Origin of the sequence: Flavilitoribacter nigricans DSM 23189 = NBRC 102662 (assembly GCF_002646595.1) — a bacterium.
Taxonomy (GTDB): domain Bacteria; phylum Bacteroidota; class Bacteroidia; order Chitinophagales; family Saprospiraceae; genus Flavilitoribacter; species Flavilitoribacter nigricans.
Window position 1 is genome coordinate 56,741 of sequence record NZ_PDUD01000020.1, and the last position, 21,396, is coordinate 78,136.

Here is a 21,396-nt window from a genome sequence, read left to right on the forward strand (position 1 = left end):
TTCGCTGCACCTACTTCCGTTGCACCGACTTCCAGTCGGTGCCAGGCTAGGTCGCAGCTCCGACTGGAAGTCGGAGTTACGTGCGGTCCGCATGCAGCGAAAGAAAAGCTTTGCCCAGGAACTTGATCAGGTCCCCGGAGACCAGGGCGTGGGATTCCAGTTTCTTTACCGCCATATCTCCGGCCAGTCCGTGCAGGTAGACCCCAAGGATGGCCGCCGACTGCGCCGAATACTGCTGGGCCAGCAAACCGGTGAGAATACCGGTGAGCACATCGCCGCTGCCACCGGTAGCCATACCCGGATTGCCGGTAGAATTAAAATAGCAATTGCCGTCCGGTAGGGCAATGCACGTATGGGCTCCCTTCAGGACAATGATAATTCCGTACCTGGCGGCCATGTCCCGCTGCAACTGGTTGCGCTCGAAGTTATTTTCGGTAGGCCCGAACAGCCGTTCAAACTCTTTGGGATGGGGCGTGAGAATGGAATTGGCCGGCAGTTTCCCGAAATAGTCCGGATTTTTCGAAAGGATATTAAGTCCGTCGGCATCCAGTACGATGGGCATTTCGGCGGATTCGATCAGTGGTAGGATTGCCTCTTTCGTCATTTGTCCCTGCCCGATACCCGGTCCGATCCCCACCGTATCGTAGCTATCCAGCTGGGGCCATTCGCTGATATAGTGGCGGTGCCGGTCGATACTGACCATCGCTTCGGGGATGCTGATCTGCAGGATCTCGTACGCACAGCGAGGAGCGTGGATGGTGAGCAGTCCCAGTCCGCTGCGTAGCGCCGCCCGGGCGCTCAGAATAGCCGCGCCGACTTTTCCGTAGCTGCCGGCTACGAGCAGGGCGTGGCCGAAGGTGCCTTTATGGTCAAATTTTTCCCGTTTTCGGAATAGACCCGCCACCATTTCCCGGTCAATGTAATAATTGTCCGTTTCTACTTTTTCTAAAAAATCCGGGGCTAGGCCGATGCTGCGGTGTGTCCAGTTACCGACGGCGTTCTGGTTTTCCGGGAACAAAAAAGCCAGTTTGGGCAGTTCGAAAGTCAAGGTGCGGTCGGCCTGGATGTATGCTCCTTTAGAGGCCTCATCGGCAAACAGCCCGGAAGGGATATCTATGGAAGCGATGGCCGCGCCGGATTCATTGATGTGCTCAAAAAGCCGGGCCCAGTAACCGCTTACCGGCCGGTTGAGGCCCGAACCGAAGATGGCGTCGATCACGATGGCGGTACCCTCCAGTGCCGGCAACGGATCGTCTTCTCTGATCTCCCGGATTTCGATGTCCCGGAGTGACCGGAGTCGTTCCAGATTTTCCCGGAAGTCTTCACTGCCCGTTTCACTAAACCGGCAAATACTTAGCTGAAGATCGTACTTTCGCGCGTGCAGCATCCGGGCTACCGCCAGTCCGTCGCCACCGTTGTTGCCGGTCCCGCAGAAGACGTGCACCATTTGGTGTCGCATGGGAAACTGCTCGCAGAACCAATCGGTGAATACGGTGGAGGCCCGCTCCATGAGGTCGATGGAGGGAATGGGCTCGTGCTGGATGGTGTAGGCATCTGCGTCTCGGGTTTGCTGGGCGGTAAGTATTTTCATGCGCTTAAAATAAAAGGTTGAATGCGGAAAAATCAAATATTTAAGGATCTTCTGGTGGTCGAACTGGCTAGTGTGCTGGCCGGACCGGCCGTCGGCATGTTCTTTGCCGAACTGGGCGCCCGGGTGATCAAAATTGAGAACAAAAAAACCGGCGGAGATGTTACCCGCCGCTGGAAATTACCTTCCGAAGATCCCCAAAGTGCGGCCTCCGCTTATTACCACAGTATAAACTGGGGCAAGGAAGTACACTTTCTGGACCTGAGCAATGACGCAGATCATACCCTGGCGATGGACTGGATCTCCCGGGCGGACGTGGTGATCAGCAATTTTCGCCCGGATTCGGCCCGGAAGATGGGCTTTGCTCCCGATCAGCTCCGCGGGCAATTTCCGGGACTGATCTTCGGGCAGATCACCGGGTTCGGGGAAAACTCCGATAAGCCGGCTTTTGATATCGTCCTGCAGGCAGAAGCCGGCTTTCTCTACATGACCGGTGACCCTGACCGGGCTCCCTCCCGGATGCCGGTGGCATTGATCGACCTCCTGGCGGCCCATCAGCTGAAAGAAGGCATTCTGCTGGCCCTGCTCCAAAAAGAGCGGCAGGGCACCGGAGCTTTGGTCAGCGTCTCTCTGCGCGATGCGGCGGTGGCTTCGTTGGCCAATCAGGCGAGTAACTGGCTGGTGGCCGGGCACATTCCACAGCGTATGGGGAGCCGGCATCCGAATATCGCGCCCTACGGCGATATTTTCACCACGGCGGATGGGCGGCAGATCGTACTGGCGGTGGGTAACGATAAACAATTCCATTCGCTTTGTCTGGCTTTGCAGCTGGAAGCACTGGCCGAAGATCAACGATTCAGCAGCAACGAGCAGCGCGTCCAGCATCGGACGGCCCTCAATGAGTATTTAGAAGAGGCGATTGCCGGTATGGATCTGCCGGCCGTGGAAGCTCAGTTCCACGCACGTCAGGTTCCTTTCGGCCGGGTACGCAACATGGAAGAAGTGTTTGCAGATCCGGAAGTTCAGACATTGGTACTGGATGACGATCAGGGCGGGAAACGGGTGCGTACGGCGGTATTTCAGATCAGCTAGACCAAGGTGAAGAGGAGATGGGGAGATTTGGTGATCGGGATATAGGGTAGGGCTGTTCAGTTCTCAAATTATTGAATTTAAAAAATAGCAATTTCAATGGCAATAGCAATTTCAATAACTCAAAATCAGGCGAAAAGGTCAAAATCGGAGCAGAAAGCTGCCTTTTACTTGCTATTGTGCTTGACATTGTAATTGAAAAATTCGCATTGCGTTTTTATAGAACTGAATAGCCCTGGGGATATAGGGGGACGGGGGGAATGCTTTCCTTTTTTTCCGAAGCCTGCTAGTCTACTTCTCCGACCATTTTGCAGAAACGTCATAGTATTACTGGTTAAGATTTTGTGAAAATTTTTCATTTCTGGGCACATCCCCGGGAGCGCCGACACATCCATGCGTTTACCACATTTTTCGACACACCTAAAACCCTAAAAATGAAAACGCATTCAATCATCGCCTTCTTTGTTTTATTCGCACTCCCTCTACTGATGATGGGCCAGAACCGCCCGAATCCCAAATTCGATACCCGCCACAAGAACATTTACCTGGAACTCCTGGGCAGCAACATCCTGTATGGCGTCAATTTTGACGTACGCCTGCAAAAGGGTCGGATGGACGGCCTCGGCTTTCGGGCCGGCATCGGTGGTTTCAGTACCTCTCTGAACGACGAGGATTCCGATCTGACCGTAGGCCTGGTTACCTTCCCACTGGAAGTCAACCACCTGGTTGGAAAGGGTAGAAGTTCATTGGTCACCGGCGTCGGCCTGCTGCCCGTATACGCTACCGCCAGTGGTCAGGGTGATTTCTCCAACCACGAATTTGTGCAGGGCGAAGGCCTGGCCCTCATGGGCGGCTTCCTGACATTCGGCTACCGGCTGCAACCCCGTAAGTCTGGCCTGATGCTACAGGTCAACTGGAATCCGCTGATCGTCCGCGGCCAGGGTTTCCGTGCCGGTTGGATCGGTATTGGACTGGGCATGGGCTTTAAATAATTCCCCGAGTTGCAATAGGTTGAATGGTCAACGGGTACAAAATTTGAAGTGGATATTATTTAAACTCAAATTTTAACGTACTACGATTGACCATTCGCCGTTTAAATGGTGTCATATATGAATGATAGATGATGAGTAATTGCCGGGTAGTGAAAAATGCCGGCCGGAGGGCAGTTACTGATCAGGTATTTCGTATCGTTTAATACTCATTCCTAAATGCGCCGAACCCATGATGAAAAAAGCCGACCTTCTCTTTTGCTGTTTTTTGCTGATTGCCCTTTCTTTTAGTGCCGTCGGGCGGGCACAAACTTTTGCGGGGATCGGCGGGGGAGGCGGTTTGACCCCATCTACCGGGGTTCGGGTGGCGCTACCCCTGGAAGTGCAACTCTCCGAGCACGTTTTTCTCTTCGGAGGCCCGGCCTTCATCCTGCGCCGCAACCTGGAACTGCTCCGAAAACTACCCGCCAACCGCGATTACAACTCCGCCGAGATCAGTTATCTTTCCTTACCCATTATGATGAAAATTCGCCTGGATTGGGAGCCCGTCCGGCTCTACGGTCTGGCCGGTATTGAGGTGAACTACGGCCTTCGATTCAACGCCAACGGCATTGAGGATTATCGATTATTCCGCGAACGGATTGATTTTGACGAGGTGGTTGTGAATCGCCTGGACGGCGGTTTTGCCGTAGGGGCCGGGATCGAAACGGATCTCCACCGGGACCGCCGGATCTTTGCCGACCTGCGTTATTATCTGGGCGTACTGGATATCGACGGCGTTTCTTTGGGAGAGATCTACAATGAGGGCGTTTTTGTCACGCTTGGCCTGATGATGCCGTTGAGCCTAAGCCGGGGTGAGAACAGATAAGCATGTTGTAATTGTTAATCCCTTCATCTCCTTTTCCCATCAAAGTCCGGGACAAATGATACGGAAGGATTATTTCCTCCCTTTGTAATGCGGGATACTCCGTCCGGATAGCCTGTAAATTCCGATACGGTCCGTTACAAAAAACAGATGGTTGAAAAGCCCAAACATCGGCCTTCCAACCATCCGGTTGATCGTTTCTATACTTTCGGTATTACGAATGTCACGCTAAGGCATTGCCCGTGTGGACGTTCGGACCGAAAGTGAAGCCGGCTTAACTTAGTTAAACACCAGCTTCTGCGCCACGATCTTATCTTTCACCCTGAGTTTGACGACATAAATACCTGCCGGCAAATTGTTCCTTTGCATCCGGATCTCATTGGTGTTGATGTTCGTTCTGTGCTCTACCATTTTACCGTTCAGGTCGAACAAACGCATATCGGAGATCGGGAATTCCGCTGCGGTACGGATCAGTACCTGCGACGTAGCCGGGTTGGGTGCGATCTTCAGGCCTACTTCCGAAGCAGGGATCAGGTCACGGGTAGCCACCGGCAGCGACAGTGCGGCGAAGGCACGTGGCGCATAGTACGCGATGATGGTATCCAGATAAGCATTAGCCCGTATGGAGTTGGTATCACAGTTAGAACCCGGTACTCCGTATGGTTCCAATGCAAAAGAGTAGGACCATTGTCCACCTTCGGTCGGATCATCACTCGGGAACAAGTACAGGCTTTCGATACCGCCATTGCGGCTTCGAGCAATTTCTGAGATCTGGTCATTGTAAGGACCACCGGCATCAATAGCTGCGTTTACTCCGGCCTCCGTGAAATCCGGCTGAACCTCACAACTACCCATCACCTCGACAACGGGAAGGTTTACGGGAGGAGGTACGTTTACGATCCCGATCTCACAGGGTGCAAAGGGATCCGTAGGTACGTGGTAGGAGATGAAGGGAATATCCGTGTTATCGATCCAGCTGGTATCACCCAGGGCACCACCCATATTCACACCGAGCTGGAATTCACTGGAATATTCAACGTGGTTCGGATAGTTCAGGGTATCACCTTCCGGGAAAGGCAGCAGGGCTGCCGCCTGAGCATTGACAATACCGGTAGTAGTACCGTCCACATTACCGTTGATCCCTTCGTTTACCATAGGTACGGCACCGGCCTGGGTCTGGAAAAAGAATTTCGGTATATAGGTATCGGAGATATCATCCAAAGTGGCCGAAGCCAGAGAGATATATCCGCCGGTACCAATACCCCAGAGTACGATCTTGGTAGAGTCGATCCCGTAAGGGTTACCGTCTTCAGCTACGGTCTTTTTGAAATACCGAATGGCGGTACGGGAATCCTGTACGCCCCGGTAGGCGGCATTGATAATCCCGTAAGCCCGGATGGCCTGACTGGGATCCGTCGGGTTCCAGCCCAAACGGTAATCCGCCGAAGCAACCACGTAGCCCATACTCGCCAGTCGACTGGCCAGATTTACGGCCGCTGCGTCGAAGCGGGTACCGGTACATCCGCCGATCAGTGGTGGTGGCAAAAAGTTTCCGGTATGTAGGATAATCACCAAAGGCCGGCTGGTCTCATCGTCTCCGGCCGGCTGATAGACATCGAGCTTAAGCTCTTCCGGACGCGCTTCCGTATCGCCCAGGAGCAGCGACAATACCGTCGCATTGACCCCGTAGGTAATATCACTAGTAACCTCAACGCCTGCAAAAACGGGTGAAAGGTAACGCTGAGCCTGCAGCTGTATACCACATAGCAAGCCCAACAGCAGTAATAGGTTGATTTTTTTCATAAAGGACTTTTTTGAGTTTGATAATTGCAACGGGAACGCCCCCTGGCGTTCCCCCCTTAATTCGAGTTTTGCGGATTTATGTAAAAGGATCAATTGATCCGTTTTTCAAAGTTGTAAGTAATTGAGAAATAGGCCAGGCGACCGATCCGGGGGCCTCCATAAGTTTGGAAGGTTTTATTATCGAGAATGTTCGATGCTCCCAGCTTGAAAGTGGTGTTAATTTTTGGCACCGTCACATTGATCTGGCCGTCGAGCAGGCTGTAATCGGGAATATCGCCGGTAAACTGGGGCGAACCCTCAAAAACAAAGCCCTGGATCCATTTGTAATTCAGGTTGAACCCGAAATTGTTGATCCGGGTGAAACCCAGGTTTAAAGGTACGTTTCTGCCGGAAATAGAAATATTGTATTTGTGTTCCGGAGTATTGAAAGCCGGGATGATCGGATCGTCCGGGAAAGCTTTGTTTAATTTGTTCCAGGAATAGTTACCGGCCAGCATGTAGTAATTGGCGAAGTAATAATTAGCGCCGATCGAAAAGCCCTGGGTAGTCACCTCGTTCAGTGAATTCGCCGCAACCCGATAAGCCTGCAGGCTCGTCGGGATACCGAAGGTCCCGAACTCAGCGTCCACACCGATATTGTAACCGATGAAATCGTTGTAAAAACTGTAGTAATAGCCCAGATCGAGGTACAGCTTCTCAAACAGGGTGGTGCGGTAACCGGCTTCGACGGTCTTTACTTTTTCCGGTCGAACCGGGTCTACATCGAAATATACCAGTTTTTCCCGGTTAAGGTTACTGCTGAAATAATCCCGTAGGGACTCCACGGTGATCAGGTCCTGGTAACCTTCGAGATTACCGACCAGTATGGCCCGGCCCACGTTGAGGTTGAGGTACTGATCCGCCAGGGTCGGGTTGCGAATGGCCGATGAGAATGATATCCGGAAGTAATTGTACACATCCGGTGACCAGACTATGGAGGCCGCCGGGGTGACCAGTAGATCAAAGTTCTGATTCTTATCGATCCGGACCGTCCCGCTCAGGATCCACTTCCGGGTGAATTTCTTTTCAAAACCCGTATAGATGCCAAATTCCGAGTTGGTGATCTCCACCCCCGCGGTATCCTTAAACACCGTTCCTTCGGAAACCGGGCGGTACATGCGGTAGTTCGCACCGACCACAATACGCTCGGCCCAGGTCGGATTGAAGGTGTATTCCCCGTGCACGTGGTAGAGCGAAGATTTGTCGAAGAAGCGGGTACCACCCTCGTTGTTCTTCAGAGAGGTAATGCTGTCAAATGCCGACTGAAAGCGTGCGGTGCCGGGTATAAAAAAGTCTTGTGAAGTATTATTGAGAATATTACGTGCGTTCGCAGCTATAGCCGTTTCATTGTGCCAGGCGGTCAGGTCATCCTGATTATCGGCCAGCCACTGCCGGGCGGCATTCTGGTCGAAGACCAGTTGGGCGTCCACTACGGTCGGGGTAGGGTATTCTCTGGCTACCATTTGTGGGTAGATGTTCCTCTGCCAGTAGCGGATATAATCCTGGGCCCAGAGTTCATTGGTTTTGGCGAGTTCCTGCAGGCGCAGCGCTGTAAAGTAGGGATCGTAGGAATTACCCGCATCCTCATTGGTGGCGTAGGCGCGAATAAAGAATTTATCCCGCTTCCGGAATTCGATCCGGTTCTGGAAGAAGAGGATGTCCCGGAGACTGAAACGGTTGTCTCCCTGGTAAACCGTGGTACCGGTACCGAAACTGGAAGAAAAGATCAGCTCCGGAGATTCGTAGTTCTTCCGTGGGGAGGTCCGGATATGGATCGCCGCATTGGCTTTGATATTGCGGGTATCGTAGTCTACCAGATCCGTTTCCCGGTAACCGATGCGGTGGAACAGGCCCAGACCGGCCCGGTTGGTGGATAGGTTAACGTCCTCATCGGAATAATCATTCAGCGAGAAGTATTCATCCCCGTAAATGTTGACGGCATCCCAGCGCCCGGGATTACCCACTACGGAGCGGGTGCCATCTACGGCATTGTAATTTTCCGCCGGCCAGTCATCGGCCCGCAGAGCGGAGAAATTGATCTTGTAGGCCAGCCACTCATCTCCGTTGCCGTTGCGAATGCCATCCGCAAACCGGAATGCGCCTTCCAGCAAATTCCGGTCGCCGGCTTTAACGGAAGCGGCGAGTCCCTGGTTCAGGAATGGATTTTTCGTCTCGATACTGATCACCCCGTTGAATGCATTCGGTCCGTAAAAGGCCGAACTGGCACCCTGAATGAGGTCTACCTTGAGTACATCGAGTTCGGAAGACCCCAGAAAGTTACCGAGGGAAAAGTTCAGACCGGGAGCCTGGTTATCCACCCCGTCGATGATCTGGAGCGAACGCACCGGACTGGTACTGTTGAAGCCGCGGGTATTGATCACTTTGAAACCGAGACTGGCGGCCGTCATGTCCACCCCTTTGAGCGCGCCCAGACCATCGTAGAAGTTGTCGGATGCAGTTTGTTTAATAGCCAGTCCGTCCAAAGATTCTACCGTGAGGGGTGATGCTTTTTGTTTTTCGGAAATGCGCTGGCCTTTCACTTCCACAACCTCCGTAGTAATGGCGCTTTCCTCCAGACTTGCTTCAATCTGGGAGTCATCATTGACCACTAGTTCTTTTTCGGTGTAGCCGATGTAGGAAATAATGATGGTTATTGGAAAGGTTTGTTCCGTGCGGAGTTCGAACCGCCCGTCGTAGTCGGTGATCGTGCCCTCTGAAGTTCCCTTCACCAAAATACTGGCACCGATTAACGGCTCATTGGTCGTGCCGTCCTTTATCTCTCCGCTGATGGTCGTTTGGCCGAACAGACCAACTGAACCAAAGAGGAGTAGAATAATATTTAGTATATACCGTTGGCTTGAAAATTTCATATCAATTATTAGGGTCGAATGAAATAATAATTTGGTCTTGGCCTCGCGAAATTAACGAATTTTCGCTAAGCTCAATTTTTTTGGCGTTAAATTTTGGGGAATAAGCTGTCGACCTAATGGTTCAGGATATAGTGATGATTCTGAAATTGTAATAGAGATTAGTTTTCGGAAACCTGTAAGTGATTGGGCATCAATTAATATGGGATTATGCGGGTATTAAGCTGATAGGCTCAAGATTTAAAAATATAAAAAATCCGGTAGACAATAGTTAAAAAGTATTCCGATTGCAAAGAAATACGAATATTTGAAAAGACAATAGTTAATTAGCGAAATTTTTGTTGGTTTGGATCACCTTAGTATAGGTGTCTGAATATTAGATCATTAGTAGTACTACGCTAGAAGAGAAGGTGTCGGTCGTTAATTGGCCTGAAAGCAGGGCGCCGAAATTTGGGATCTGATGGAAGATGAACTGAAAAATGAGGATCATCCGTCAGTTGCTGCCCTTTCAGTTATCCCGGCATTCGGCACCCTGCCCGGTCCTATGGGATCGTCGGTGTGTCCAACTGGGCCAGTGCGGCTTCAATCTCCTCGGAGGTGATCTCGTGTTTTTCCAGATTACCGGACAGGTAATTTTCGTAGGCTGCCAGGTCAAAATTACCGTGACCGCAAAGATGGATCAGGATGGTCTCGGATTTTCCTTCTTCCTTACAGCGCTTCGCTTCCCGGATCGCCGTGGCGATCGCGTGGTTGGTCTCGGGCGCGGGAATGATCCCTTCCGCGCGGGCAAAGGCGACTCCGGCCTCAAAGCACTCCAGCTGATCGTGGGCGATGGCTTCGATCAGTTTATCTTTCAGGAGCTGGCTGACGACCACTCCGGCACCGTGGTAACGCAGGCCGCCGGCGTGGATCGGGGCTGGTACGAAATTGTGACCGAGCGTGTACATGGGCAGCAGCGGCGTCATACCGACCGTATCCCCAAAATCGTAGCGGAAAACACCGCGGGTCAGTTTGGGACAGGAGGCCGGCTCGCTGGCAATGCAACGAATATTCTTTCCTTCTTCCAGGTTGAGCCGCAGGAAGGGAAAACTGATGCCGGCAAAGTTGGATCCGCCACCAAAAGGCGCTACGACGATATCCGGCAGATCACCCGCCTTTTCCATTTGTTTGATGGCTTCCAGCCCGATGACGGTCTGGTGCATCAATACGTGGTTCAGTACGCTGCCGAGTGCGTATTTGGTGTTCTCATCGGTAGCGGCGCGCTCCACCGCCTCGGAGATGGCAATACCGAGACTGCCCGGCGAATCCGGATCCTGGGCCAGGATCTTCTTACCCGCTTCGGTGAGATTGGTCGGGGAGGCGTGGACCTGGGCACCCCAGGTGTTCATCATGACTTTCCGGTAGGGTTTCTGGTGGTAACTGATCTTCACCATATACACTTCGCACTCAATACCGAAGTGCTGGCAGGCAAAGCTCAGGGCGCTGCCCCACTGACCGGCACCGGTCTCCGTGGTGATCCGCTTGACACCCTCCATCTTATTATAATACGCCTGGGCTACGGCGGTATTGGGCTTGTGGGAACCCGAAGGACTAACGCCTTCGTACTTGTAATAGATCTTGGCGGGAGTATCCAGCACCTTTTCCAGTCCGTAGGCACGGAACATGGGCGTAGGGCGCCAGATCTTGTAAATATCCCGTACTTCTTCGGGGATCTCTACCCACTTATCGGTAGTGACCTCCTGTTTGATCAGTTCCATGGGAAATAAGGGGGCCAGTGCTTCCGGTCCGATGGGTTCTTTGGTGCCGGGATGCAGGGGCGGAAGTGGCTTGTTGGGCATGTCGTGCACAATATTGTACCACTTTTCGGGGATCTCACTTTCGTTGAGAAGGATTTTGCGTTGCTTCATCAGTTCTTAATCGTTGGTGTTTTATAGGTTGGTTCATTGGGTGCAAAAGATAGAAAAAATTGGAAAAAGGTCACGGATTTACAGTCGTCCTCTTTTCGTAGAAAGAAAAAACAATTCAGCCGGACCGGGCGTAGTCCCGGAGAGTTGGCCCGGTACGGCCGGATGGGGCCTGATGGAGTAGGGTTTTGGGCTTATTCTTCTCCAGCTCCAGATGTTTTGCCCACTTTACATGGGTAAAAGACCGCACATTCCAGCACCAAAAAGTAAAACTTAAACCGCTTCGGCAAACAGGATGTCCTGCGGGGCTTACGGGAAAGCATAAAAAAACTATTTTTGCGAAAAAATAATCTGTTGAAAGACCTTTCCCAACATATAGAGAGCCTGATCTTCACCGCCGAATCCCCGATCGGCATGGAGGAGATCCGGGATTGCCTGGAAGAAAGTTTCGGTTTACAGTTTCATCCGGATGAACTGGACAGAACCCTGGAGGAGATTAAAGAAAAGTACCAACAGGAGGTCTATCCCTTTGAGATCGTGGAAATCGCCGGCGGCTACCAGTTCCTCACCAAAGGGGCTTACCACCACACCGTTGGTATCTACCTGAAGCAGACTACCAAAAAACGCCTGTCCCGCTCGGCTCTGGAAACCCTATCCATCATCGCCTACAAACAACCGGTCAGCAAAAGCGAACTGGAAAAGATCCGCGGGGTCAACTGCGATTACGCCATCCAAAAACTTTTGGAAAAGGAACTTGTTTCCATAACAGGACGCAGCGACGGTCCGGGCCGGGCCCTGCTCTACGGTACCAGCCCGAAGTTCATGGATTATTTCGGCCTGAAAAGCCTGGATGATCTGCCGAAACCGAAGGATTTCAAGGAACCGGAAAATCAGATCGGTGAGCAGGCGTCCATCGAAGAAGATTACCAAACCACCTCAAGCGGAGAAGAAGAATGAGTACGAAGAACGAGTCCACTTTAGTCAACCGGGTAGCCGCCAGCGGCCTGATCACCATCGATCTCACCGACTACCTGCCCCAAACGGATGTTGCGGTATTTGACCTGAAAGATTATCTGTTCCGGGAACTGATCCTGCGGGAAAAGGATTTCCGTACGGCCGTAGCTGAACACGACTGGTCCGCCTATCAGGACAAGACCTTACTGGTGTACTGTTCTTCCGATGCCATTATTCCCATGTGGGCCTATATGCTGGTGGCCACCCAGGCCGCTCCCCACGTGCAGGATATCTTCCAGGGTGATGAGCAGGCCTATGCCCATCACTATCTCTACCAGCAACTGGAAAAGATCGACTGGAGCCAATACCAGGATAAACGCATTGTGATCAAAGGGTGTGGCGATCGGCCGGTACCCCCGGGCGCCTATCTGGAAATGACCCGCCGGCTGGTCCCGGTAGCGAAAAGCGTCATGTACGGAGAGCCCTGCTCCACAGTACCTATTTACAAACAAAAGAAATAGAACCTTCCCGCAAGGGGAACCGAATAATAGACTTCCCAAATCAGCATTTTTTTTTCTTTACGGGCTAAATGTCCGGACCTCACTTTTTTTCCATCCCAATCTGATGGCCTGGGTTTCCAGGGTCTGGCCCGCCCGTACGGGGATCGGCCTGTAATAAAGTTCCCAGCGTTCGGAGCCCGCCCAGCGGTAGGCGATGGAGGCTCCTTCAGAAGCTGAGGAAAGTACAATTTTACCCTGCTCTTTTTTCATGGAGGGAGCGGCGGTTAGGGGTTGCTCACCCGTCGGCCCCCAGAGGTGGCGGATCAATTGGGTTTCCGTTAATTGTCCCAGATCACCGAAGCGATCGATGAAATCTTCGTGGGCCTGCCGCAATTCGGCCAGTTTGCCGAAATACTGCGGATCAGCGGCAAGATTGTGGATCTCGTAGGGATCGACCTGGGTATCGTACAATTCTTCCAGCGGTTTATGTTTGGCGCTGAACTGCCACTGATCCGGACCGAGTTTACCGGCCTGATCCAAACGCATGATCTCCTGCATCATCAGCATGCGGTCCCGGTAGGGAATGAACCCGATGTAGGGCAGATCGGGCCGGTAATTGCGAATGTATTTATAGCGCTTATCGCGTACCGCCCGTTTCTGTTCCGGAGCGGGGTCCATCCGGTCGCGGAAGGCGTAGATATATTTTCGTTCGGCCGCCTTTTGGTCGCCCAGAAAAGCCTGTCCCTCCATATGGTCCGGTATAGCTAATCCGGCCAGAGAAAGCACGGTGGGTGCGAAGTCTATAAAACTGACCAGCTCCTCGTTTACCGTACCGGCCCGGCGTCCGTCCGGCCAGCGAACGATCAGGGGTACCTGGATGCCGGAATCGTACACCCAGCGTTTGGCCCGCGGCAGGCCGTCTCCGTGATCTCCGAAGAAAAAGATGATGGTTTTGTCCAGCAGTCCGTCGGCTTCCAGTTCGTCCATGATCTTGCCTACCCATTTATCCATTTCGTGGATGTTATCGTAGTGGTGGGCAATGTCCTGGCGTACGGTTTCCGTATCGGGGTAGTAGGGGGGAACCGTTACCGTCGCCGGATCCGTGACCACCGGAGCGGTCGGATTGTGGATCTGACTTTCGTGGGTCTTGGTGTTGTTGAATACGGCAAAAAAGCGCTGGTTCCCATCGGGCCGGTGGCGGTAGTGGGCCTGGTTACTGCTTTCGTCCCAGGCCGTTACCGGTGGCCGGAACTGATAGTCGGTTTTGGAATTGTTGGTGCAATAAAAGCCGGCGGCCCGCAGGTATTCCGTAAAGCAATGAGCTTCGGGGGGCGGGGTGGCTTCGTAGACCGGTATATTCAGCAGAGCAGTGTCGGTGATATCCTTGATGGCGGAAGTACGCGTCCAGGTCCGCATGGCCATCGCCCCTGTGCTGCTCGGGTACATACCCATAATGAGGCTGTGGCGGGAAGGTGCACAAACGCCGTATGTGGCAAAGGCCCGGTTGTAACGGATGCCTTCGCGGGCGAGTCGGTCAATATTAGGGGTAGATACGGTGCCATCTCCGTAACAACCCAGGCGGGGGCTCATATCCTCAACGGTGATCCAGAGTATATTGTAGTCCTGCTGTGCATTCAGGACCAGGCTACTCAGCAGACAGATAAGGACTAATAAATGCTTAGGATTCATCATTTAATTTGAATGTTTTGATAATCGCAATTTTGCACCGGAGCGGATGGCGGATACCGAAGCGGTCAAATGGCCGGATCGCAGGGCACTATAAGGACGGGCGGGGCTTTGCCGGAATAGATCCTCCCGGTAGATTCTTTACCAATGGACGTGATCTCTCGACATTTCTCCTTACCTTTGCAAATCTTTTTTTGAATCCTTTCACTAATCTGAACGATGGCAGCAAAGCGTATCCAATCTGCATTGATCTCTGTTTTTTATAAAGATGGGCTCGAACCCATAATCAAAGAACTTGACCGACTTGGCGTCACGATCTATTCCACCGGGGGGACCCAGAGCTTTATCGAAGGGCTCGGGGTGAAGGTAGAAGCCGTGGAAGATCTCACCACCTATCCATCCATTCTGGACGGACGGGTAAAGACCCTCCATCCCAAAGTTTTCGGCGGGATCCTGGCGCGCCGGGAAGAAAACCACCTGGCTCAGCTGGGGGATTACGACATTCCGGAACTGGACCTGGTGATCGTGGATCTCTATCCCTTCGAAGAGACGGTTGCCAATACGGAGGAAGAGTCGGCTATCATCGAAAAGATCGATATCGGCGGGATCTCGCTCATCCGGGCCGCCGCCAAGAACTACCGGGATGTAGCCGTAGTGCCCTCCAGGGCCGAATACGGGATGATCCTGGATATGCTGCAAACCAAAGACGGCGTAACGGATCTGGCGGATCGCAAGGAACTGGCACGTCGCGCCTTCAAGATCAGCAGCCACTACGATACGGCGATCTTCAACTACTTCGACGAACATCAGACCGAAGACCGGAGCTTTAAGAAAAGCATTCTCCATTCCCAGACTCTGCGCTACGGGGAAAACCCCCACCAGGAAGGCATTTTTTACGGGGACCTGGAAGTGATGTTCGAAAAGATCGGTGGCAAGGAACTGTCCTACAATAATCTCGTAGACGTGGACGCCGCCGTAGCCCTGATGCGGGAATTCAAGGATGCCGCACCTACTTTCGCCATTCTGAAACATACCAATTCCTGTGGCGTAGCGACCCGGCCTACTATTCTCGAGGCCTGGACGGCGGCGTTGGCGGGAGATAATATTTCCGCATTCGGGGGTATTCTGATCGCCAATACCACCATCGATCTGGCTACCGCCCAGGAGATCGACAAGATCTTCTACGAAGTGCTGATCGCACCGGGATTCACCGATGAAGCCCTGGAACTACTCACCAAAAAGAAGAAGCGTATTCTGCTGCGCATCAAGGACTTTACCGTACAGACGCGCAGTTTCAAGAGCCTCCTAAACGGGGTGATCGAGCAGGATACCGACACCCGGATCGAAGACCGGGACGAATTGAAAGTGGTGACCAAAAAAGCGCCTTCCCAGCAGCAGATCGACGATCTGTTGTTTGCCAATATCGTTTGTAAACATCTGAAATCCAATACGATCGTACTGGCTAAGGACCATCAGCTATTTGGCATGGGCTGCGGCCAGACTTCCCGGGTGGATGCGCTGAAGCAGGCCATCATCAAGGCCGGGGCTTTCGGTTTTGATCTGCAGGGAGCGGTAATGGCATCCGACGCCTTTTTCCCTTTCCCGGACTGTGTGGAGATCGCACACGAAGCGGGGATCGTGGCGGTTACCCAGCCGGGAGGATCCATCAAGGACCAGGCCAGCATCGATTACTGCGACGAGCACGATATGGCCATGGTAATGACGGGTGTACGACACTTTAAACATTAGCGGGAATGCTGCCGGGTAACCGGCGGCAAAACCTAAACATTCCTTTATAAATACTTTAACAGATCCTTAAATTACCTGGAGTGGAATGCTACGTCAAAAGAATAGTAAATCACTTCAGGATTGAAGAAAACTGGATAAAATCTTGATTTCGAGTTAGTAAACTAGTAAATTTTAACACTTTTAGGTGAATTTGACCATCGACATAGGAAATACCCGATCCAAACTGGGCTTGTTCAAAGACCACCAGCTGGTGGAACAATCCTTCTGGACAAGCTATTCGGTAGAAGATATTATTTCCCATGCAACCAACCATCAGGTCAAAAATATCATCTTATCTACGGTGGGTAAACCCATTGAGCCATCCTGGGAGGCGAAATTGGCGAACCACTTTTACTATCTCCAACTGGACCACCAAACACCCTTGCCAATTAAAAATGCTTACGGAACCCCCACAACCCTGGGAAAGGACCGCCTGGCAGCGATTGTCGGTGCCTGGCAGTTATACCCTGGGGAAAACTGTCTGGTGATCGATGCGGGTACCTGCATTACTTATGATCTCCTGGACGCGGAGGGAACCTACCGGGGCGGCAATATCAGTCCCGGTCTGGCGATGCGTTTCCGGGCGATGCACGAGTTTACGGCGCGTTTGCCGCTGGTGGCATCCGGAGAGATAGACAACGCGATCGGGCAGTCGACAGAGACCGCCATGCGCAACGGTGGGCAGCTGGGGACCGTACTGGAACTGGAAGGTTTTATCCGCCTGTTCAGCAGTCAATTTGGTGAGCTTCGCGTGATTTTAACGGGTGGTGATGCCGAATTTTTTGCAAAAGTGTTGAAAAGCAAGATATTTGTGAATCCTGATCTGGTCTTACGTGGCCTGAACAAAATATTAACCTATAATGCCGAGCAATTGGTTTAAAACATTTTGTCTTATTGCATTAACCTTAGGAGTGGGGACACTCGGGGCACAGACAAAGAATGAAGATATTCGTCCGAAGGGAAATTCGCCCTATTCGAGGTTAGCACTGGGAAATTATTTTAGCCAGTATATGGCCGCGCCGGGCGGAATGGGGGGGCTTACCGCCGCCTACCACGACGCCTTTCACCTGAACGTAATGAACCCGGCCTCGCTGCCGCATCTGCGTTCTACGGCCTTCGAGATCGGAACGTACGCACAATATACCCAGCTAAAGAGCGGGGATGACACGGACAACATCTGGGGAGGAAATATCGGTTACCTCGCACTGGGGTTCCCGCTGAAGAACCGGGTAAACGAAGCACTGGACAGAAGCCAGTCTCCCTGGGACTTCGGGATGAGCCTCTCGCTGGTGCCCTTCACCCAGGTCGCTTACGACGTAACGGTACGCGACATCGATGAGGATGGCTTCAAGGTAGCAACCAACACGCTCAAAGGAGATGGAGGTACCTACCGACTGCAGTGGGGCAACGGGTTGAAATACAAAGGATTTTCCGCCGGAGCTACACTGGGATACAATTTCGGGAAGCTCATCAATAACCGCCGGGTGGAATTTGACAGTCTGGCCCACTCATTCAATACCGAATTCCTGGATGAGCTGAGTGTGAGTGGTCTGACCTGGAATCTGGGACTGATGTATACCCACGATTTCAAGGAAAGAAACAACGATGGTACGATGGTACCGAGCGGAAAACGACTGATTTTTGGTGTTTATGGCCATTCAGCCCAACAAATAAATACCAACACCAGTAATTTATATGTACGGAGCAATGTAAGGAGTTACTCCCCAAATCCCGTTATAGATACGTTCAGCAACGTCAGGGATTTTGAACAGAAGATGACCCTCCCCGCTGAGTTTACCCTCGGGTTGACTTATCAGGAGCTCAATAAGCTTCGCATCGGGCTGGAATACAGCCTCGGATCGTGGAGTCAATACGAAAATCCGGCCAAGCCGGAAACACTAAGCAATAACAGTCGCTTTGCGGTGGGTATCGAATATCTGCCGGATGCGACCTCTTATAACAGTTATTCTAAGAAAATGTATTACCGGGCAGGTTTTTTCACCGGTACGGACCCCCGGTCTGTAAGCGGTGAACAATTAAGCCATTCGGGCATTTCCTTTGGGTTAGGATTCCCGATCATCATGCCCCGGCAGCAGTTGTCTTTCTTCGACATTTCCCTGGAACTGGGGCAATTCGGGGTGAAAGATATCCTGCAGGAAAATTATGCAAAATTGACTCTTGGATTTACACTGAACGATAACTCTTGGTTTTTCAAACGCAAATTCAATTAATTATGACTTTACTACGCAATGTTCTCATAGTTTTTTCGCTGCTTAGTCTGAGCAGTTCGGCTGCTTGGGCACAGTGTAAGACTTGGAACGATTCAGACCGTAAGGAAGAGGCCGAAAACGCACACGTGGTCTATCGTCCTTTTGTTAAAGATCGTACAGCCGAGCAACTCGCCACGGACCTGGACGACGCTAACTTCAAAATCGCTTTCGATAACTGGAAAACTGCCTACGACATCGCACCGGCAGCGGATGGTCAGCGCCCATCTCACTTTGTAGACGGCCGTAAGATCTATCGGGCTATGATGAACAAAGCTACGGATGAAGCTCAGAAAAACGAATATGCCGAAAAGATCATTTCCCTCTACGACGAGCAGATGGAGTGCTATAAGAACGAAGGCTACCTGACTGGCCGTAAAGCATTCGATATGTTTTACATGAAGCCTTACGGGTATTCTACCACCACTTACGAAACATTTAAAAAAGCCATCGACCTGGCTGCAAATGATGCGGAATACATCATTTACGATCCGCTGGGGATGCTGATGGCCTACCTGTACAAATCAGGTAAGATCGAAAAAGAAGACTTCATCCAGACTTTCGAAAAAGTGGAAGGCATCGCTAACCACAACATCGAGAACAACAAACAGTACGGACAATACCACGAAGCTGGTTTCCAACGGATGCAGTCTCATATTTCCGAAATTGAAGGCGAGATCTTTGATTGCGCTTACTTCAAGAAGAAATTGATCCCGCAGTACAACGAGAATAGCGAAGACCTGGAGATCATCAAATACGTTTACAACAAACTGAAAGTTCAGGGTTGTGACGAAAATGATCCGGACCTGGCTATGATCAAAACCAAATACGAAACGCTGGCTACCGAGATCAACGCCGGTCTGGAAGAAGAGCGCCGGAAGAACAATCCTTGCTACGATGCTACCCAACTGCAAAAAGAGGGTAAGATCAAAGAAGCGATCGCTCGCTACGAGGAGTGCCTGGAAGCCGCTGAAGATGATGACGCCAAAGCTCAGGTACTGTACAGTATCGCCCACATGCAGGTTTGGGAACTCAACCAGCTGAGCGCCGGAAGATCGAACGCAAACAAAGCTGCGTCTCTGAAATCCGGATGGGGTAAACCGTACATCCTGATCGGTGATATCTACAGCAAGATGTCCCGTGGTAGCTGTGACGACTGGAACAAGCGTCTGGCGGTACTGGCTTCTCTGGATAAATATCAGTACGCCAGAAGCATCGACTCGGAAGTAGCCGACGATGCCGGCAAGCGTATCGCCAACCTGAGCGGAGCCCTGCCTACCAAAGAGGAAGGCTTCATGCGGAAGGTGCAGGCCGGTCAGACCGTAACCGCCGGTTGTGGTATCGGTGAGAAGGTGAAAGTCAGATATCAGTAATCCGAATTCGAACAGAATCTGTTCAAATGAGGTATAAAGAGTGCAAATCCTTGATCAAAAGGGTTTGCACTCTTTTTTTTGCTCAGTTGGCACTTCCTGAGCCGGAAGCGGCAACTGAAGGCCTGAATTGGGCGGGTATTCCTTACGAAACCCGTATATTTCGGAGAATAAGTAAAAATGAATTTTCATGAAAGGAGTAAAAAATTGGATGGTTCTGACCGCTTTGGTCCTGCTGGCAGCCTGTACACCTAAAACGACTGAACCGGTGGTGACCACCGACCCGAAGCCGGCCGCACCCAGCCCGGTTGATGAGAACCTGAGCCCCTGTCCGAAGTTTTCCGATGCGCCCAGTCCGGACGAAGCGGAGACCAACTACGTATTGTACCGGGATTTCCTCCGGGTAGATGATTACGACCAGGCCTACGCACTCTGGCAGAAAGTGTACGCCGTAGCCCCGGCCGCGGACGGACAGCGGAATACCGTACTGGCCGACGGCATACGCTTCAACGAGCGCTTCATTTCCCAGACCGCCGATACTACCCAGTGGGAACCCTATGTCGACAAGATATTCGATCTCTACGATCAGATCCAGGAATGCTATCCGGAAGGCGGCTATATCGTGGGCCGGAAGGCATTCGATCTCTACTACAAATACCGCTGGCGGGCCTCCAAACTGGAGATGTACAATATGTTCAAGGAATCACTGGAAACGGACGGAGAAGATGTCCAGGATTTTGTGATCAACCCCTTCACTTCCCTGCTGGTGGAAATGTACTTTGACGATAAGATCCCGCTCTCCGAAGCCCAGATGTACGCCGAGCGCATCAAAGCGCTGGTGGCCAACGGAGTGGAGAATTGCGAAGGCGTAATGTGTGATCGCTGGGCCATCATCGAAAGCTACGCTCCGGAGCGGCTGGAAGCTTTCGAGACCGTCAAAGGCTTTTACGATTGTGATTACTATACCGATAAATACTACACCCAGTTTGAGGAGAACCCACAGGACTGCGATGTGATCCTGACCGTTTTCAGTAGAATGAAATGGGGGGGATGCGACGAAACCAGCGAGAAGCTAAAGGAACTCATCCGCGTCGGTAATGAGAACTGCGTGGAGGAAGGCCCGCTGGAGAAAGCTTACGAAGCCCTGCGGAACGCCGAATACGATACGGCCATCGAACTGTTCGAAACTGCCGCCAACGAAGCGGAAACTCCGGAAAAGAAAGCCCAGTGGCTGCTGACCGTCGCCAAGATCTACTACGCCCACAAACGGAATTTCCCCCGCTCGCGTCAGTACGCGCTGCAGGCCGCTGAGGTGCGTTCTAACTGGGGCGAACCCTTCATACTGATCGGACAGCTATACGCTTCCAGTGGTCCGCTCTGTGGCCCTGGTACCGGTTGGGAAAGCCAGGTGGTCGTCTGGCCCGCACTGGATGCCTGGAACCGCGCCAAACGCATTGACCCGTCCTCATCATCCGAAGCCAATAAATGGATCGGCCGTTACGCCAAATACATGCCTACCAAGGAAGATGTATTCCAGCGTAGTCTGGCTGCCGGCCAAAGCTTCCGGGTCGGATGCTGGATCCAGGAAACGACGACGATCCGGACGGCTAATTAAGAATCGGATCGCCGATGAATGGAACAAAAAAAGAGCGGGCTGGATCACGACGATCCAGCCCGCTCTTTTTGT

General features: G+C 52.1%; 15 protein-coding genes. 10 read left to right on the forward strand and 5 right to left on the reverse strand.

The genetic code is table 11. The features are described from left to right. Positions 1-76: 76 nt before the first annotated feature. On the reverse strand, positions 77-1,591 hold the full coding sequence (locus CRP01_RS14390; protein WP_099150964.1) for an NAD(P)H-hydrate dehydratase: 1,515 nt from the start codon (positions 1,589-1,591) through the stop codon (positions 77-79). 21 nt (positions 1,592-1,612) lie between these two features. Here CRP01_RS14390 and CRP01_RS14395 point away from each other — a divergent pair, with 21 nt between their 5' ends. The 3 genes from CRP01_RS14395 to CRP01_RS14405 all read left to right on the forward strand — a co-directional run bounded on the left by CRP01_RS14395 (position 1,613) and on the right by CRP01_RS14405 (position 4,534). Beyond that, the gene (locus tag CRP01_RS14395) at positions 1,613-2,680 is read left to right on the forward strand and encodes a CaiB/BaiF CoA transferase family protein (protein ID WP_099150763.1); all 1,068 of its coding nucleotides are present in this window, start codon (positions 1,613-1,615) and stop codon (positions 2,678-2,680) included. A gap of 431 nt (positions 2,681-3,111) precedes the next feature. Beyond that, a complete protein-coding gene (locus tag CRP01_RS14400; RefSeq protein ID WP_099150764.1) occupies positions 3,112-3,669 on the forward strand; it encodes a hypothetical protein in 558 nt (185 codons plus the stop codon). Between the two features lie 229 nt (positions 3,670-3,898). Continuing rightward, positions 3,899-4,534 (forward strand): porin family protein, encoded by a 636-nt coding sequence (locus CRP01_RS14405; protein WP_099150765.1) that lies wholly within the window; start codon positions 3,899-3,901, stop codon positions 4,532-4,534. A gap of 276 nt (positions 4,535-4,810) precedes the next feature. On the opposite strand, the gene CRP01_RS14410 is transcribed toward CRP01_RS14405, so the two are convergent. The 3 genes from CRP01_RS14410 to CRP01_RS14420 all read right to left on the reverse strand — a co-directional run bounded on the left by CRP01_RS14410 (position 4,811) and on the right by CRP01_RS14420 (position 11,147). Next, a complete protein-coding gene (locus CRP01_RS14410; protein ID WP_099150766.1) occupies positions 4,811-6,334 on the reverse strand; it encodes a T9SS type A sorting domain-containing protein in 1,524 nt (507 codons plus the stop codon). 89 nt (positions 6,335-6,423) lie between these two features. After that, entirely contained in the window at positions 6,424-9,243 is a 2,820-nt protein-coding gene (locus tag CRP01_RS14415; protein WP_099150767.1) for a carboxypeptidase-like regulatory domain-containing protein, read from the reverse strand. A 539-nt stretch (positions 9,244-9,782) separates the two neighbouring features. Beyond that, the gene (locus CRP01_RS14420) at positions 9,783-11,147 is read right to left on the reverse strand and encodes a TrpB-like pyridoxal phosphate-dependent enzyme (protein ID WP_099150768.1); all 1,365 of its coding nucleotides are present in this window, start codon (positions 11,145-11,147) and stop codon (positions 9,783-9,785) included. 333 nt (positions 11,148-11,480) lie between these two features. On the opposite strand from CRP01_RS14420, the gene scpB reads away from it, so the two are divergent. Continuing rightward, complete coding sequence (scpB, locus tag CRP01_RS14425; RefSeq protein ID WP_233752682.1) at positions 11,481-12,101, forward strand: SMC-Scp complex subunit ScpB; 621 nt, start codon at positions 11,481-11,483, stop codon at positions 12,099-12,101. Beyond that, positions 12,098-12,619, forward strand: coding sequence for a DUF2480 family protein (locus CRP01_RS14430; RefSeq protein WP_099150769.1), 522 nt, complete (start codon positions 12,098-12,100; stop codon positions 12,617-12,619). Before scpB ends, CRP01_RS14430 begins: the two co-directional genes overlap by 4 nt. A 57-nt stretch (positions 12,620-12,676) precedes the next feature. Here the strand turns inward: CRP01_RS14430 and CRP01_RS14435 are convergent, their stop codons facing one another. Then, a complete protein-coding gene (locus CRP01_RS14435) occupies positions 12,677-14,290 on the reverse strand; it encodes a sulfatase-like hydrolase/transferase (RefSeq protein WP_222845737.1) in 1,614 nt (537 codons plus the stop codon). A 213-nt stretch (positions 14,291-14,503) separates the two neighbouring features. Here CRP01_RS14435 and purH point away from each other — a divergent pair, with 213 nt between their 5' ends. The 5 genes from purH (at position 14,504) to CRP01_RS14460 (ending at position 21,324) form a co-directional block, all read left to right on the forward strand. Further along, positions 14,504-16,033, forward strand: coding sequence for a bifunctional phosphoribosylaminoimidazolecarboxamide formyltransferase/IMP cyclohydrolase (gene purH / locus CRP01_RS14440; RefSeq protein ID WP_099150770.1), 1,530 nt, complete (start codon positions 14,504-14,506; stop codon positions 16,031-16,033). A 184-nt stretch (positions 16,034-16,217) separates the two neighbouring features. Then, positions 16,218-16,952 (forward strand): type III pantothenate kinase, encoded by a 735-nt coding sequence (locus tag CRP01_RS14445; protein WP_099150771.1) that lies wholly within the window; start codon positions 16,218-16,220, stop codon positions 16,950-16,952. Between the two features lie 31 nt (positions 16,953-16,983). Further along, a complete protein-coding gene (locus CRP01_RS14450) occupies positions 16,984-18,303 on the forward strand; it encodes a hypothetical protein (RefSeq protein ID WP_143473388.1) in 1,320 nt (439 codons plus the stop codon). A gap of 2 nt (positions 18,304-18,305) precedes the next feature. Beyond that, entirely contained in the window at positions 18,306-19,712 is a 1,407-nt protein-coding gene (locus CRP01_RS14455; protein ID WP_099150773.1) for a hypothetical protein, read from the forward strand. 187 nt (positions 19,713-19,899) lie between these two features. Next, positions 19,900-21,324 (forward strand): tetratricopeptide repeat protein, encoded by a 1,425-nt coding sequence (locus CRP01_RS14460; protein WP_099150774.1) that lies wholly within the window; start codon positions 19,900-19,902, stop codon positions 21,322-21,324. Positions 21,325-21,396: the final 72 nt, after the last annotated feature.

Excerpts from the sequence above, each read along its gene's own strand:
- CRP01_RS14390 (WP_099150964.1), bottom strand. The coding sequence starts at position 1,591 with ATGAAAATACTTACCGCCCAGCAAACCCGAGACGCAGATGCCTACACC.
- CRP01_RS14395 (WP_099150763.1), top strand. The coding sequence starts at position 1,613 with ATGCGGAAAAATCAAATATTTAAGGATCTTCTGGTGGTCGAACTGGCT.
- CRP01_RS14400 (WP_099150764.1), top strand. The coding sequence starts at position 3,112 with ATGAAAACGCATTCAATCATCGCCTTCTTTGTTTTATTCGCACTCCCT.
- CRP01_RS14405 (WP_099150765.1), top strand. The coding sequence starts at position 3,899 with ATGATGAAAAAAGCCGACCTTCTCTTTTGCTGTTTTTTGCTGATTGCC.
- CRP01_RS14410 (WP_099150766.1), bottom strand. The coding sequence starts at position 6,334 with ATGAAAAAAATCAACCTATTACTGCTGTTGGGCTTGCTATGTGGTATA.
- CRP01_RS14415 (WP_099150767.1), bottom strand. The coding sequence starts at position 9,243 with ATGAAATTTTCAAGCCAACGGTATATACTAAATATTATTCTACTCCTC.
- CRP01_RS14420 (WP_099150768.1), bottom strand. The coding sequence starts at position 11,147 with ATGAAGCAACGCAAAATCCTTCTCAACGAAAGTGAGATCCCCGAAAAG.
- CRP01_RS14430 (WP_099150769.1), top strand. The coding sequence starts at position 12,098 with ATGAGTACGAAGAACGAGTCCACTTTAGTCAACCGGGTAGCCGCCAGC.
- CRP01_RS14435 (WP_222845737.1), bottom strand. The coding sequence starts at position 14,290 with ATGATGAATCCTAAGCATTTATTAGTCCTTATCTGTCTGCTGAGTAGC.
- purH (WP_099150770.1), top strand. The coding sequence starts at position 14,504 with ATGGCAGCAAAGCGTATCCAATCTGCATTGATCTCTGTTTTTTATAAA.
- CRP01_RS14455 (WP_099150773.1), top strand. The coding sequence starts at position 18,306 with ATGACTTTACTACGCAATGTTCTCATAGTTTTTTCGCTGCTTAGTCTG.
- CRP01_RS14460 (WP_099150774.1), top strand. The coding sequence starts at position 19,900 with ATGAAAGGAGTAAAAAATTGGATGGTTCTGACCGCTTTGGTCCTGCTG.